Annotated in this window: 12 protein-coding genes; all 12 read right to left on the bottom strand. The window is 41.7% G+C overall.

The window, feature by feature from the left end:
* Positions 1-23 precede the first annotated feature (23 nt).
* Positions 24-251, bottom strand: a complete 228-nt coding sequence (locus AC4HAL_RS08145; RefSeq protein ID WP_447451851.1) for a DUF4059 family protein — start codon at positions 249-251, stop codon at positions 24-26.
* A 164-nt stretch (positions 252-415) separates the two neighbouring features.
* Positions 416-1,159, bottom strand: a complete 744-nt coding sequence (locus AC4HAL_RS08140) for an amino acid ABC transporter ATP-binding protein (RefSeq protein WP_447451850.1) — start codon at positions 1,157-1,159, stop codon at positions 416-418.
* On the bottom strand, positions 1,159-2,088 hold the full coding sequence (locus tag AC4HAL_RS08135; RefSeq protein WP_491093751.1) for an amino acid ABC transporter permease: 930 nt from the start codon (positions 2,086-2,088) through the stop codon (positions 1,159-1,161). Before AC4HAL_RS08135 ends, AC4HAL_RS08140 begins: the two co-directional genes overlap by 1 nt.
* A gap of 608 nt (positions 2,089-2,696) precedes the next feature.
* On the bottom strand, positions 2,697-3,527 hold the full coding sequence (locus AC4HAL_RS08130; RefSeq protein ID WP_491093750.1) for a transporter substrate-binding domain-containing protein: 831 nt from the start codon (positions 3,525-3,527) through the stop codon (positions 2,697-2,699).
* Between the two features lie 137 nt (positions 3,528-3,664).
* Positions 3,665-5,008, bottom strand: a complete 1,344-nt coding sequence (locus tag AC4HAL_RS08125; protein WP_491093749.1) for a DEAD/DEAH box helicase — start codon at positions 5,006-5,008, stop codon at positions 3,665-3,667.
* Between the two features lie 624 nt (positions 5,009-5,632).
* Complete coding sequence (locus tag AC4HAL_RS08120) at positions 5,633-8,389, bottom strand: GBS Bsp-like repeat-containing protein (RefSeq protein WP_491093748.1); 2,757 nt, start codon at positions 8,387-8,389, stop codon at positions 5,633-5,635.
* A gap of 287 nt (positions 8,390-8,676) precedes the next feature.
* Positions 8,677-9,690 (bottom strand): phospho-N-acetylmuramoyl-pentapeptide-transferase, encoded by a 1,014-nt coding sequence (mraY, locus tag AC4HAL_RS08115; RefSeq protein WP_491093747.1) that lies wholly within the window; start codon positions 9,688-9,690, stop codon positions 8,677-8,679.
* A gap of 1 nt (position 9,691) precedes the next feature.
* Positions 9,692-11,950, bottom strand: coding sequence for a penicillin-binding protein PBP2X (gene pbp2x / locus AC4HAL_RS08110; protein ID WP_491093746.1), 2,259 nt, complete (start codon positions 11,948-11,950; stop codon positions 9,692-9,694).
* A gap of 3 nt (positions 11,951-11,953) precedes the next feature.
* Positions 11,954-12,289, bottom strand: coding sequence for a cell division protein FtsL (gene ftsL, locus AC4HAL_RS08105; RefSeq protein ID WP_447451844.1), 336 nt, complete (start codon positions 12,287-12,289; stop codon positions 11,954-11,956).
* 10 nt (positions 12,290-12,299) lie between these two features.
* Complete coding sequence (gene rsmH / locus AC4HAL_RS08100; RefSeq protein ID WP_491093745.1) at positions 12,300-13,250, bottom strand: 16S rRNA (cytosine(1402)-N(4))-methyltransferase RsmH; 951 nt, start codon at positions 13,248-13,250, stop codon at positions 12,300-12,302.
* A 260-nt stretch (positions 13,251-13,510) separates the two neighbouring features.
* Positions 13,511-15,109, bottom strand: a complete 1,599-nt coding sequence (locus tag AC4HAL_RS08095; protein WP_491093744.1) for a hypothetical protein — start codon at positions 15,107-15,109, stop codon at positions 13,511-13,513.
* A gap of 2 nt (positions 15,110-15,111) precedes the next feature.
* Positions 15,112-15,846 (bottom strand): ABC transporter ATP-binding protein, encoded by a 735-nt coding sequence (locus tag AC4HAL_RS08090; protein WP_491093743.1) that lies wholly within the window; start codon positions 15,844-15,846, stop codon positions 15,112-15,114.
* Positions 15,847-16,439 lie beyond the last annotated feature (593 nt).

The following is a 16,439-nucleotide window of genomic DNA, read 5'->3' as shown; positions in this document are numbered from 1 at the left end:
CTCTAAAAGTCAACAATGGTCAATTATGACGACTTAATCATGAGAATAATCGCCATAAAAGCAAAAGACAAAATTGGGATAGAGACCAAGGCCATCATTATCCCATCATAAAGGGCGTTCTGACGCTCCCTGATAGTCTTATCCTTAAGCTTAAGTGCTCGGTAACTTAACCAATAAATAACAGCAATAATAACGAACACAACAGCCAATAAAAGCCCCTGTAGATAAAATTTAAAAATGTCTGTTAGCATAATAAGCGTGCTTTCCTTTTACCCAAAATAAGAGACTGGCACACTTCCAGCCTCTGCTTTATTCCTTAATAATAAAGGTGTACTGCGATACACCACCAATAAGTTATCCATCACCAGAGGGCAGTACATAATATTGCAGCCCACCCAAAGGTAATCATATTATATCAAACATAAGATTTTTTGTAACTAGCAAAAAATTCCTTGGTCCGCTCCTCTTTAGGATGATTGAAAAGCTGATCAGGTGTTCCCTGCTCCAGGATATGGCCTTTTTCAAGGAAAAGAACCCTGTCAGCAACCTGAGCAACAAAATTCATATCATGACTGACCAGCACCATGGTTTGACCAGATTTAGCCGCATCAGCAATAGATTTTTCTACTTCGCCAACCAACTCAGGATCCAGAGCTGAAGTTGGTTCATCAAGCAAGAGTACATCCGGTTTCATAGCCAAAGCCCGTGCAAGAGCAACCCGCTGTTTTTGTCCGCCTGAAAGATGTCGCGGATAGTGATTTTCACGATCAGACAAGCCAACCTTACGCAGTTCCTCCTTAGCTAGAGCTGTTGCTTCACTATCCGGCATTTTTTTAACAATTTTCAGCCCTTCTTTGACATTGTCCAAAGCTGTCCGACGCTCAAAAAGATTGAACTGTTGAAAGACCATAGCTAATTTCCGCCGCAGCGTTAAAATTTCTTCTTTGGTGATGGTCTCGAAATTGACCTTAAAATCATCGATTTCAATAGTTCCAGAATCTGCTTCTTCTAGGTAGTTCATACTGCGCAGAAAAGTAGACTTCCCAGCACCAGAAGCACCAACGAGGGCAATAACATCGCCTTTTTGAATCTCCAAATTGAGACCGTCCAGAACTTTTTGGCCCGAAAATTCTTTACTCAAGTTAGTAATCTTAATCATTAGCGCAGTTCCCCTTCCTTATCAGCAAGTTTATCCGGCGACTTAATCTCCATACTCTTTTCAATGTAACGGCCAATATTTTCAATCACAATACTGACAATCCAATAAATAATTGCTACAGAAATATAACGCTCAAAATAACGGTAGTCACGGCCGCCAATAATCTTAGCCTGAGCAAACATTTCAATAATACCTGCACTGAAAGCCAAAGATGTTCCCTTAGTCAGACTAATCAAGGTATTGATCAGCGTTGGTGTCGCAATAACGGCCGCATTAGGAATAATTACCCGGCGGTAGATTTGCAGATTAGTCATTCCCAAGCTTTTAGCTGCTTCAATTTCTCCAGAATCAACTGCCTGAATAGCCGCCCGGATAGTTTCACTGGTGTAAGCTGCCTCATTGAAGGCAAAAGCTACAACCGCAAAAATGATTGGCGGTACATCATTGACATTCCAATTAAGATGGTATTCCATCTTGAGATAACGCAGCAAAAGCGGAATACCATAGTAGGTCAGCATCAGCTGAACCAAAATAGGGGTTCCCCGTAAAAAGCTTACAAAGAAGGCCTGAATCTGATAAATGACCGGTATACGGTTGATTTTTACAACGGCAAATAAGAGCGCTAAAGCGAGGCCAAAAACAGAACCCCAGAATGTTAGGCCTAATGTCATCGGCATATGCTTTAAAATATCAGGAATCGCGCTAAAAACTGAACGCACACTGAAAAGCATACCATCAGGAAGCGACTTAACAAATTTATCATAGACCCCCGAATCTAGTAAAAAACGCCAAATCTGAGTCAGCACTAGAATCACTAGGAAAACGAGTACAAAGAAGCCTAGCATCTTCCCCTTTGCTGTTTTAAAGAAAGCTTGAACCTCTTTCTTAGTCTCAGCCACTTCCTGTGGTTTTGTATTTTTTTCTACCATATTTACTCCTATTATTCTCCTAACTTAAAAGATCTTATAGTATCAATGTGTCCTATCTATCGGAATGGAAAATAAGAAAATTAGAATTATCTTGACTATAAATAATCATTTCCATTAGTGGGGATCATTTTGATTTTCACAGAAAATAGTAATTATTTTCCCATTTTACCACCCGAACCGGCTTATGTAAAATAGTTAATTTTAAAAACTCAAGAAAAAGAGTGGAAAGGAACTCAAAAACTGTTAATTCTGGTTCTCTCCACTCCCTAGTTTCTGGGCGGCGACCAGAAACGTCTAGCCTCTCTCCAAACTGACTGCTTACCTTCTTGTTTTAGGGCTCGCATCTCAAACAGCAGACCTCGACTGGCTGAGCCCAGCACAGTTAGCTGCTCGTTTCCTTGTTTCAAGCCTCCTGACTTTAACCTTGCATAAAGGGAGCTCAACTGTTTAGTAGACAGTTGAACCTTGTTGATCAAGGCAGCGAGGTTGGTCGCTATCAATTACTGTCTTAAGACTTTATTTAAAAACAGGGAGACTGGACGAGTTTTGCCCAGCCTCTTACTCTAAATCTTCTACTTCATTAAAGATCACCTCAACTGTAATCTTTATCATTTCAGGCTAGAAACATAATCTCCGCCAAAATATTTCTTACTAAGCTTAACTAGGGTTCCATCTTTTTGAAGTTCCTTCAGGCGCTTGTTCACAAATGATTGCAGCTCCTTACCCTGATCAGTCTTAGCAAACAGGAAGTATTCCAAACCATCTTTGCTGGAGCCAACCTTATCTTTCAAAGAAGTCACCTCAAAATCGTACCCCTGATCCTTAGCAGCATAGGAGGAAGAAATCTGATCATAGAAAATAAAATCAATCTTGCCTTGATCCAAATCCTGCAAACGTGATGTAAACCCGGTTTGACCCGAAACATAATTAATGGTGATCGGCTCCTTGTCAGGATTCTTCTTATTCCAATCTTCTAGGGTTTGAGCATAATTAGAACCAGCTAGAGCTTCTGTTGATTTTCCAGATAGCTGATCCAACCGGTCATATTTAGTTCCAGATTTTGTAACAATCGCATAGTTAGAGACAGAGACAGGATCAGAAAAATGATACTTTTTAGCACGATCCTCATTATAATTGAAGTCATTAGCCGCAATTTGATAGCGATCCGAATCAATTCCCGGTAAAATAGAATCAAACTCAGTCGTTTCAAATTTTAAATTGTATTTATCCGAATTCTTGAAGACAGTCTGTAAAACTTCAATATCGTAGCCTGTCTGCTTATTATCATCCCCAGTAAAGGTAAAAGGCGCTGTATCCGAATCGGTCGCCACAATAATATCCTGCTTAGTGGAGCTTGACTTAGATGATGAGCAAGCTGCTAACGTCAGAACACTAGCTCCCACAATCAGACTGGCTAGCAATATTTTTTTAAACTTCATAGAATGTTTCCCCGTCTCATTATTAATATAATACCAGTCTACCATTCCAGCAACTATTTGAATAATAGCAAATTTTTATCGGGTGATAGGCAGGGCATATCATCAGAAAAAGCGACCACTTTTTTCTGACCCTTTCACTAAAAATCTTGCTTCTTAGCCTTGCGATGGGCACGTCCCTTAGCCCTTGCGGCTGCTCGGCGCTCGCGTTTACGCTTTTCATCAACCTTCCACTGAATTTTTTTCTTATAGCCTGGCTTAACTTTCTTTTTCTTCTTCTTAACCAGGCCAATCATCTCTGTATCAAGTTTTTGATAGCCCTTCTCGCGGTTGACACGGCGGTCACGATCATAAGTATCCTGAAATTCACCATTTTTAAGCACCTTCGGTAGAAAAACAATTCCTGTCTTTTCCAATTCTCTTATGTCCGAATCGTCACTAGGCTGATAGAGAGTTATAGCTGTTCCAGATAGACCGTTGCGACCAGTTCGGCCCACCCGGTGAACAAAGAAAGATAAGTCTTGCGGTATAGCATCATTGATAACATGGCTGACCCCCTCAATATCAATGCCGCGAGCCGCTAAATCCGTTGCAACGATATATTCATATTCCAATCGCCTAACTTGATTCATAATACGCTTGCGTTCTCTTGGTGGGATACCGCCATGAATTTTAGCCACTTTCAGACCGTTCGCAACTAGATAGGCATGAAGTTCATCCGCACGTTCTTTCGTATTGACAAAGATCATAGCTAAGTAGGGACGAATGGCATTCAGGACAGCCAAAACTTGGCTATTCCTATCACGCCCCTTAGTAGAAATTAGCCAATTCTCAATACTGTCAGCGATAACCGTTTGGCTTTTGATTTTTTCAATAACAGGGTTAGCCAAATATTTCTTTAGAAAAGGCTGTAATTTTTGCGGAATCGTTGCCGAAAAGACAAGAAATTGGACATCCTTTGACAGACTGGCAGCAATCTTATCAACCGTATCCAAAAAGCCCAAATCCATAGTCATATCAGCCTCATCAACGACAAAAGTCTTAGTTCTATGAACATCCAAATGTCCAGATTTAATCAGATCATAGATCCGTCCTGGAGTCCCGATTACGATATGGGGTTGAACTGTCGTCAACCTATCAATCTGGCGCAGTTTATCTGTACCACCCACATAATTAGCCAGACGAATATCTTGTTGAGCCGCTTGAGCAAGCTGCTTAGCTGCTTCATAAATCTGAGTTGCTAGCTCTCGACTAGGCGCTGTAATCACTGCTTGAACGTTACTGGCAGTCTCTTCCAATTTGTCAAAAATCGGCAGGAGAAAAGTATGGGTCTTTCCGGACCCTGTCTTTGATTCACCGACCAAATCCCGACCCGAACGAACTACAGGAATCAACTTGGTTTGAACCTCTGTCGGCTCTTTGAATCCTATTTCTTCCAAAGCCTGATTGATGTAGGACTTGAAATTATAATCTTTAAAACTCATGTTTACCTCATTAACTCTGCCCGAGCTTTTTTATACCTTACTTTTGCTTATTTGCTTAACCCATTATACCAGAAGAAAAGCCTAAGTACTGTAACAAAGTATCTAGAATATAGCTCATAATATAATTGAGTGAATTTATTTTGAAGTAATTACTTTCTACCAAAGAGAAATTTAAAATTCTTTATTACTCCATATTTGAATGATTTAGGATGATAAGACTGGAAAATTTATGTATAACATCACCATTAAAATTCTGTTCAAACTCTAGTACTTCGTCTGTCCATCAAAGTTACCTATCACTCCTAACATAATATTATAGGATGAGATTCCTCTTTTAATTGCTTTAGTCATAGCATATTCCTATCACAAGGCAGGTGTGTAAGATTTATTGAACTCAGCATAAGAACCTGAATATAGATAGACTCCCAGCTCAGACCACATCTTCGCCTCCATATTTTCCTAATAATTTTTTGCATCTTCTTTTCTAATAAAAATGCTCGTATCTTTTTCACAAGACGAGCATTTCTTATCTCTCAACTAGCAAAGAATCCTGTTTCTGATATCTTTCAAAAGACTGGGCAGCAAAGCTCTTTGCTGTTGATGAATATCGTTTAGCCTGACAATCTAGGCATCTGTAATCTTGATAAACGGGGCACCGATACCAGTAGTATCAATCGGATCATGACTTTGTTCATTCCAAAGCTGACTTACTGAATACCAACCAGAAAGCCCAGAAGTATAAGGATCAGATACATGGGTACTGCCATTGTTGTAGCCCTTGAGGACCAACTCATGACTACCATTGCTGACAAAGACATTACTCTGCACAGCAGCCAGAACATGATAGCCTTGCGATAGAGCTGTTTGAACCTGACCTAAGCTTCCCAGAGGTGTCGCAACCAGACCCCAATGGCTAGCAGCTTGTAGGATCCCCTGACCACTGGTTCCGTCAAAATTCTTGTTGAATTCATTGGTACTGCTGTAAAGGTAGTCAGCCACTTGGTTCGGGGTAATCTCTTGGCCCTTGAGTGAGCTGATGACCATTGCTAAGTCGGTTGGAACGCAGCCTGTTGGGCCAAGATAACCGCGGCCATATTTCAGACCAGACCAGCGGCCATCTCTTTGATTGTAATAAGGTGTATCATAGTTGGACTTATCAACTTGGAAATCATAACCGACCAAAACAGTCATCTTATCTCCAAGCCGTTGATAAACATGGGCATGATAGGTGCCGGTACCACTGTGGTTTTGAGTATTGACTTGCAAGGAAGCCTCTAGGTTGGAACGGTTCATCTCATACCAAATGATATCATCCTGATCATGGGTATCCGACCAAATAGCCACTAGTATATCACCATCACTGGGAACATTGTGAGCCGTGATCAGGTAATTTCCAGTTCCCTTATAGGTACTGGTTACCATTACCTGCTCCTTATTCTCACTAGCTGGCACCTCATACGTTGTTCCGGTGACACCGACCAATTGATTATTACTGTCAACATAGTATAGATGAATCATATAGGTACCTGTCTCATACTGATGTTCTGACAATTTTACAGTCACCTTATAACTATTGTCGGCCTGTTTATCTGCTGTATACCAGACAATATCATCCTGGTCTCGATTACTGGTCCAAACAGGAACCTTGACCGCTAAAATACCCTTGCTGTTCGACACATCGGTAATCAGGACATCAAAACCATCGGGAGTCTGATTTTGAATAGCAAGGGTCCCAGTCACTTGTTTGTCCATATTCTTAGCTTCTGGCTGATGTTGCTGACCTGTTATGCCGACCAGCTTGCCATCATTTTCTAGGTAATAGAGATGGATATTGTAGAGCCCGGTCTCATTTTTATGGTCGGACACTCTGACGGTGATCTTGTAGGTCCCATCTGCTTGTTTAACGCCATCATACCAGATGATATCATCTTGGTCGTTCCTATCTGTCCAGACGGGAAGCTTAATCGCCTTAAGCCCTTGGCTGTCGAAAACATTTGAAACGATGACATCGAAGTCCCCGTTAGCCTTGTTACTAAAGGAGAGAGTACCAGTTCTGGTAACTTGGGGTTCAGCCACTTTGAGTTGTTGAGCAGCGACTCCTTTCATAGCTCCGTCAGTTTCAACATAATACAGGTGGATATTGTAGATGCCGGTTTCATTCTTATGGTCGGACAGTTTGACCGCTACCTTGTAAGTGCCATCTCCCTGTTTAACACCGTCATACCAGATGATATCATCTTGGTCATTTTGATCCGTCCAGATAGGCACCTTGACGGCTAGGATACCCTTGCTGTCTGAAACTTTGGAAATCCTGACATCAAAGCCTTGGTTAGTTTGGTTCTCAACACTGATTTGTCCGGTCAGTTTGGATTCTGATGGCTGAGAATTAGACAGCTTGTCCAGCATGACATAGCGGCGGATACCGCTGTAGGAGACATAGGAAATCCACTTGTAGCCATCGGCCTTGAGTTCCTTATCATAGTTAACCCCTTCTCCTTTGGTAAAGGTGAACTCTGTCTTAGCGGCTGCCCTGGCTTCGTTTTTAACCGCGACTTCCCGATCGAAGGTGTAGCGCTGCAGGGTTGAAAAAGTAGTTTCGCTGTCTCCTGCTGACTGATTGTCTGTCTTAGGTGCCGGAACTTCCTTAACCTCTAGCTTAGCAATATTGGCATAACGGCGAATGCCGCTGTAAGACTTGTAGCTCAGCCATTGATAGCCATCTTGAGTGAGCACTTGGTCATAGTAAACACGGTCACCGGCATTGGCGTAAAAGGCGATGGGTGCGCTGGCAGACGGACTATTCTTGACTTCTGTACGCTCTGGATAGGTATAATAACCCGAACTTGGGATATCCTTGCTAACTGCTTGAACCGTTGTTACCACAGATGCCCTACTCACTACTGAACTTGCTTGAGCCGGTGCTGGACTTTCACTCTGTTGAGGGGTGACACTAACCATTTGAACCGTCGATTGTGTTTCAACTTTATCGAGTGCGGCATCCGTCTGAGTAGCAGTGTCAACCATAGCTGAAGCCACAGCAGCACTTGTCCTAGCATCTGTTGGGGTCACATCAGATGTTTCTGCCGTAGCCTGAGCTGAATCCTGACCGGCTTGCTGAGACACAGGGGCCTTGTCCGAAAGGACTGCAGTGCCACCGACTGCTTCCGGAGAGAGTGCGTTATTCCCATTTTGAACCGGCTGATCAGTAGCAAGCGTTTGAACCGTTTGGTCTTGTGGCTGGCCCGCTGGCACTGCTTGTTCATCGGCCAGTACTTGGCCGCCGAAGAATAAACTGATACCGATTAGGACCGAGGCCGTACCAAAGGAATATTTACGAATGGAAAAGCGCTGTCTTTCATTCCAAATTGAATTCCTTTTCATGGATTAATCTCCTTTCTTACTAAGATATGCCTCCATTAGTATTCTAGGTCAATATCTAGGTTTATTATAACAATAAGGGAAAACGTTTTCAATATATAATTGTAATTTTGTCATTTTTTTGTAATATTTTATCTATCCTCCATCTTAAAAATAAAATTCATAGCAAAAAAATAGCATGAAATCAATAATTGCAAGCAAGGATTTCATACTATCTAAAACAAAAATTTGATTTTAGCTCAGCAACTCACTCCAGTAATAAACTGCAGTTATATAACAAATCTCTGATATCATTTAATCACCAGCCAGATCAAAAGGGCTGCTAGACTGAAGCAGGCACCAACACTCCATAAGAAGGCATCAACCTTCCATTCACTCCACTGACCTGACTTGCCAGAAAGACCGCCAAGCTCTAGATGATGATGGAACGGAGTCATACGAAAAATTCGGCGGCCTTCACCGTATTTCTTCTTAGTGTATTTGAAATAAGCTACTTGCAACATCACAGAGGCGGTTTCAAATACATAAACAAAACCGATCAACAACAGGGTCCACTCTTGACGCAAAGCGATAGAAATAGATGCCAGCATAGCGCCGAGGGCCAAACTGCCTACATCTCCCATAAAGACCTTGGCCGGCTTATGATTGAAAACGAAGAAACCAATTAAGGCTCCAATCATAACCACAATTAGGAGAAGAATATCCGGCTGTCTTTGGACATAAGCAACTACACCATACGCTGCTAAACTGATAGCAACCGATACGGAAGCTAAACCATCAATACCGTCAGTGAGGTTGACTGCATTAGAGAAGCCAACAACCCAAAAGAGAACAAAAGCTAAGTAGAGGATACCAACATGGAGGTGATAACCAAAAATATTGATAGCATTCGTACCGCTCGGACGGACATGAACGAAATAGAAAATCAAACCAGCAATAATTTGTAAGGCCATCTTTTGCCAAGGAGTTAGTCCCTCATTAATTTTTTTAAAGATCTTCAAAAAATCGTCTAAAAAACCGATAATACCATAGATAACAACTACTGATAGAATACCAACTGTCGCCCCAAAGGGAGCTTCCTTAAAGGGACTGATACTTGAAAAACACAGGGTGACCAGTGTCGCTGTCACGATAAAAACCGTTCCACCCATAGTCGGGGTTCCAGCCTTAGCTAAATGCTGCTTAACATCCTCATGCATCTGCTGACCGGCAATCTTCTTGGCTTGATAAAATTTAATAAAGAAGGGCATGGCAATCACTGTCAAGACAAAAGCGATAAGGCCTGCTAATAAAATGGTTAACATATTAGTCTCCTAGTGTAATGGTTAATTTTTTAACTTTTTTTAGCTTAGTTCCAGTATCAATGTTCTGCTGAGTCACTGTGCCCGAATCTGAGCCTTTAAAGGACACCTTGATCCCCATCCAGTCGGCAAAGGTTTTTACATTTTCTTTAGTCCAACCATACATATCGGGCAGTTCCTTAATCTTATCAGTCAAAATAAGCACCTGACTGCCGGCATCAAGGCTGGCGCCAGTACTTGCCGAGGTCTTCTTGACCTTGCTGCCCGTTCCTAATGACACAACATGGACAAGGTTCTGCCTCAGGGTCACTGCTGCATCACCAGCATTTTTGCCGTTGAAATTGGGAATTTTATAACCCGTTTCTTTAGGGGCTTGAGAAGTCATTGATGGAGAAGCTAATTCGTCCTGCATAAGCATGGCCTGTTCTAATACTGGATTCACCACATCTGCCCAGTAAACTGCGCTAAATCTTTCTGGCTTTTTCAGGGTAACATACATGATAAATTTAGGATTATCCGATGGCACCATGGCTACAACGGAGTAAATATAACTAAATTCCCCTTGTTCATAACCACCGTTTTCAGCAGCATATTGAGCGGTACCTGATTTCACAGCTACAGGATAATCACCGACCTTAATCACCGGTCCGCCAGTTGTAGCTGAATAAAGCGTACCATAGTCTGGATCCGTTCCAACATTAACCATATAATCACGTGTTTGACTAGCAGCCTCAGCGGATACAGGATTCCCAACAACTTCAGTTGAACCAACTCGACTAGTATTGTTATCCGAATTATAAATTTGACTGATAAAACGCGGCTCTAACATGACCCCATCATTAGCCACTGCCGAAAAAGCCCGTAGCATCTGGGTTTCAGTTACCGAAACCCCTTGACCAAAGGCCGACATAGCTGCTGTCACCTCATTATTCAATGAAACAGAACCTGACTCCTCATCAGCCATTCCAAACCGTGTCGGTAGACCAAAACGGAACTTAGAAAGATAACTTCCCCAGGTTGAATTTCCTAATTGCTGCTCCAAAATTGTCATACCAACGTTAGAGGAGTAAGAAAAGCCTTGTGCTAAGGTCATGGTCTGACCAGCTGATGTTCCATTATTGACAGCCCAGTCATTAATAGTTGTATCAGCGATAGTAATTCCATCACCATTATAATAGGTTTGATTAGGATTGAATGCTCCTTCATTGAGCGCCGAAGCCAATAGCATAACCTTCATCGTCGAGCCTGGCTCATAGTTAGTACCATAGAGCAAGTTAAGCCAATTATACCCCTCATCTTTACTCATTCCCTGTAGAGTATCTGCATTATAAGTGGGGCGCTGAGTAGTCGCTAAGATCTCACCAGTCTCAGCATTGACCAAAGTCGCACCGGCATCAGTCGCATGTCCAACCTCATCCATAAAGGTATTCATCTGGGTTTCTAGATAGTTTTGCAAGGTAGCGTCCAGCGTTGTATAAACATCACGCCCATCGACTGTCTTTTTAACATTTTTACCAGTTCCAAACAAGATATTACCATTCTCGTCCTTTTCATAGGTAACCTTGCCATCTGTCCCTGACAAAATATCATTCATCGAAGCTTCCAGACCAGTGGTTCCTACCAAGGTCGCGTCACCTTTATTACCATTATGGCCCTGTGCAATTCCAATGAACTCCGAAGCGAAAGTTCCATTCGGGTAAAGGCGACTGGCACTAGAATCAAAATCAATTCCTTTAATACCTGCTTTTTTAGCCTCATCTTGGATAGCTTTCATAGTACTGTAGGAAAGATTACTTCCCTTGGAACCAAAATAGACCTGAGTAAGATCTTTCTGATTCAGTTGCTTTTCAACATAGTCTTTATCAATGCCAATCTGCTGATTCAATATGTCAGCCAAAGCATCAAATTTATCGTCTTGGACATAAAGCTTTTCATCAGAAGCCGAGACATATTTCTTATCAATAATAGCATAGACCGTATAGGTCGTCGAATTTTCGGCAATGACATTGCCATTACGGTCATAGATAGTCCCGCGTTTAGCTGCCTTCGTCACTGTCATCTGGTAGACATCCCTAGCCTTTTTGGACAGGTCGACACCAAACTTTCGATCCGTTCCAATAATAATGGCAAAATTAATAATAAAGACAAAAAAGATGAAAACTGTCGTAATCATCAAATTTTGACCGACACGCTCACGATTAGCCCTAGGGCCACGGCGATCCCTGGTTACAAAAGACAGAAATCGATTGATCAGATTTTTCATGTCCTATTCGTTACTCCCAACATTCCCAAGATTAGAATTATCAATAGTCAGACCTGCCTTTTGTGCAATCTCTGAAATCCGCTCTGAACGGGTCAATTCATTAACTTCCTGTTTGGCATTATTTAAATCAGTTTCAGCATCACTAATCTGACTGTTGATTTCAGTGATCTGCTGTTTGACTTGGAGATTGCGGCTTTGCAAATAAATAATCCCCACTGCCATCAAAACAGCTGTCAAAATGATAGAGCCGTAAAAAGCAACCTCTAGACGGGAAAATTTACGAAAACGCCGCTGAAAAGCCTCTTTGACAGCCCTTTCTTCCTGATTGTTATTAGCCATATTTATCTCTCTACTTTCGAATTTTTTGAGCAACTCGTAGCTTAGCCGAATGCGCACGATTATTATCAGTCATCTCTGCCTTTGACGGTAAAATAGGCTTGCGATTAACCAACTCGACAGTGGGCTGCAAGTCATCCGGAATAAAGGGCAGTCCCTTAGGGACGTCTACCGTCGCCGCCTCTTTAAAAAGCTGCTTAGTCAGACGATCTTCTAAAGAATGGAAAGTAATCACTGAAATTCTTCCACCAACACTCAAGAGTTCTAGTGCCGCTTGAAGTGACTCTTCAGCCGCCCCCAGCTCATCATTGACCTCAATGCGAATGGCCTGAAAAATTTGCTTGGCCGGATGTCCCTTTTTTTTCAGTTCCTTAGCTGGTTTGGCTGATCTAATCACCTCAGCCAGCTCAGTCGTGGTCTCTACGGGCTTGATTGCACGCGCTTGTTCAATCTTACGGGCAACTTGTTTAGAGAATTTATCTTCACCATATCGAAAAAAGATTCGCACCAGCTCTCGATAATCATAGGTATTAACCACATCATAAGCTGTGAGACTGGCTTCCTGATTCATCCGCATGTCCAGAGGCGCTGCCTTCTTATAGGAAAAGCCACGCTCACGCTCGTCAAGTTGAGGACTGGAAACCCCTAGGTCATATAAAATTCCGTCAATTTCTTCCACCCCTTGCTGATTTAAGCGAGTTTTTAAATGACGGAAATTATCTTTGATGAAAGTCACCATGCCCTTCTCAGTGTACTCTTTCAGACTGGTTTTAGCATGATTAATTGCCTTTTGGTCCTGATCAAAACAGTAGAGATGTCCCTTGGAGCTTAACTTTGACAGCAAGTAAGAACTGTGTCCAGCGCCACCCAAGGTTGCATCGACATAAATCCCGTCAGGTTTAATATCTAACATATCTACGGCTTCATGAAGGAGTACCGTCACATGATGAAATTCATTTGTCATAACTTTTATTTTACCATAAATTACACAGATGTGCCCCAATAATCTTTTGTTGTCTGACATAGTGGCTTCAGTCCATTCATCCACAAATCTCACATATCGAGCACGCCACCCCCTCTCATACACCAAGAAAATCAAAGCCTTCCTCTAAATTAATAGTTACCTTAGAAAATATTTTTTGAAAAAGATTGGTAGTCTCGACAAGTGATAGAAAAAGCCAAAAAGAAGCCCTGAACCAAGGCTTCTCTTTATTTTTTAATAAACTAAGTTAAGTTTTTCCAAAATCTATGATTCATAATCAACTGTACAATTCCCAGCAGGCCTAAACCAATAATAACCAATATCAGACTAACGATGGCTGGATTGGTGTACTGTGCTAGGATATAAGCTATAATTACCAAAGGAATACCTAGCAGTATAGCACCAAAAATCAAGGCAGCAACCAAAATCTGTCCGCCTCCACGCTGAAAAAGCTGGGTGATGTCTTGCCAGTTCAAGACCAGTAACCTGTAATCCCTGCTGTAAAAAATTTGTCCCGCAACAAAAGCTGTCAGGAGGTAAGCCGCAAGAAAACTGAGCAATAGCCCTGGAGAAAGACCAGCTAACAAACTAACAACAAGGAGGACGAAAGCTGGCAGGCAGACTTGCACGGCTGCCAGAACCAAATACTTTTGCCTAGCAAAAGCCTTGAAATTTAAAGGCAGAGCCCTAAACATAAAATAATCTTCCTTTTCCAAAGACAGAGCAACTCCTATAAAACTTGTGGGATTGACTGACATCAAGCCCATAATCATTCCAGCCAGCCAAACAACGCCAAAAAAAGTCAGAGGGATATGACGCAGAGGCCCCTTGCCACTAATCAGCATCGGAACTAGTAGCATAAGAGGATAGAGCAGGGGCAAAAGATAAGTCTGGATAATTAAAGGACCATTTTGCAAGGTAGCTAAATGATGCCTCACAAGCAGTTTGGTCAGACTACGATCCTGATAAGCTTTTTTCTTGCGACTGGAAGCCTGAATAGCACCGCTATAGAGAGTTTCCTGATAAAAGCGCGGAACCATTACCTTGACAAGACCTAAGAGCAAAAGCAAGACCAACACGATTGGCAGATAAAAATTTAAAAGGCTCTCCAAACTGAATGGCCGGACAGCAATATCATAAAATCCCCGAAAATATGGCCACAAGGAACTGTCCGATCGACTAGAGCCTACCTCGTAATGAGTTGAGCTAAAGTTTAGAAAAATCCAGATGGCCAGCCAACCAACCGTTGTAATAACCATTAGTAGGCTCGAAAAGAGTTTGCGGCGAGCACTTCGAACAGCTAAACGTCCTATCAAATGATTGATAACAAGAGAAAGAGTGATACAGCTAGCAAATAAAAGTAAAAAATTACATAAGGCTAAAATAATCCCCAAGGGACCTATTATTTCCCAATAGGCAATGCCAAACAAGGCCAGCATAGGCACCAAAAACATACCTCCCATGCCCAATGACGAGATAACCTTGGCAACATAAATCTCGGATTGTCTGATAGGCAACGGCGCATAGAGCACCAAATCCTTGCTGTCATAAAAGATGGAATACATAGCTGAAAAGCCATAGAAAACAGCCATGACAAAAAAGGAAGCTACATATTGGCTAAAAAGGCCCGGATAGCCCTTGAAATTGACCGTCGCAAAATTGAGAAGAAAAATAAAAGTAAAAACTACTATCAAAAGCAACTGCTGGCGAATTACCGTTTTGTAAGAAGAGTAAGTTTTATTTGGATTTTTCTCCCGCTTCTTTTTAATCTGGGTCATAGATTGCGGATTAGAATAAAGAATATTGATTTTTATCAGTTCCCATATTGTTGACCAAGACATCCCTATTCCTCCTCTTCTGTATGACGGCCAGCCATCTCTAAATAAATCGTCTCCAAATTCTTATCGGGATGGTTAGCTTTGAGTTCATCCAAGGTTCCAACAAAGATAAGCTTACCCTGCTTAAGAATGCCGATACGATCGCACAGCTGTTCAGCTACCTGCAAGACATGGGTTGAAAAGAGGACTGTCTTCCCATCAGTCGCATGCTTTTTCATCATCTCTTTAAGATCAAAAGATGCCTGCGGATCGAGACCTGTCAGAGGCTCATCTAAAATCCAAATCTCCGGACGAACAACCAGAGCCCCTATAACAATGACCTTCTGACGCATACCGTGTGAAAAGCTATCAATAATATCATTTTGCTGCTCAGTCAAGTCAAATAACTGCGCTAATTCAGCAATTCTCTCTTCTACCTGAGCATACTCCAATCCATAGACTTTACCTAAAAAATGCCAGTATTCCTTGGCCGAGAGGTTGAGAAAGATATCCGGTGAATCTGGAACATAGGCAATCTTACGCTTGATAGCATCACGGTTTGCCGACAAAAGCTGCCCATCTACTAGGACATCACCATAACTTGCTTCAATAATAGAGGTTAAAATACTGATTGTCGTTGTTTTTCCCGCTCCATTATGGCCGATTAGACCAAAAATTTCGCCATTATTGATGGTCAAGTTCAAGTCACCCAATGCTTCTTTATCACCATATACTTTTGATACATGCTGGAATTCAATCATAACAGTCTCCTTTTGATGCTAAATCTATAACAATACAAGGGCAATCCATTTGCAGATAAAACAGTGTCTACTGCAGATCAATCACCCCTATAGTCTCATTAAAGCCAGTCAACATAGTCATAGTTTTTCCCTCAGACTTTTAAGAATTTGACCAAGTTAATTTTACACTTCAAATATTGTACTATAGAAATATTACAAGCTCTATTATAATTCGTTACAGATTTTTGTCAACCAAAAAAGAGGTTGAGACAAAAGTTCTCAGCCTTATTTATTTGGTCAATTTTATTTGCTAGGCGCAGTGGTTGGTTGGATAGCCAATTCTATGAACGTTAGGTCATCTTATTTCCAACCTCCAAAGGTCTCCCAGACCTTATGTGATGAACGCGGTTCATCTTATCTCCAACCTCCAAAGGTCTCCCAGACCTTTGGAGCTGTGCGGAGGTAGGTTAAACAGGTCTAGTAGACCTGTTCAGACCGAAGACAAACTTCTTTTTGGGAGTTTGTCTTTTTTTAAAAATTCTCTAGAAAAATATGGCCTGAGGTGACAATAACTAAGGTATTTACTTGAATTTGGTCAAAATAAAAAGGCCTTC

The organism is Streptococcus sp. ELY_125, from assembly GCF_058314535.1.
This window is presented reverse-complemented; position numbering and strand designations above follow the sequence as displayed.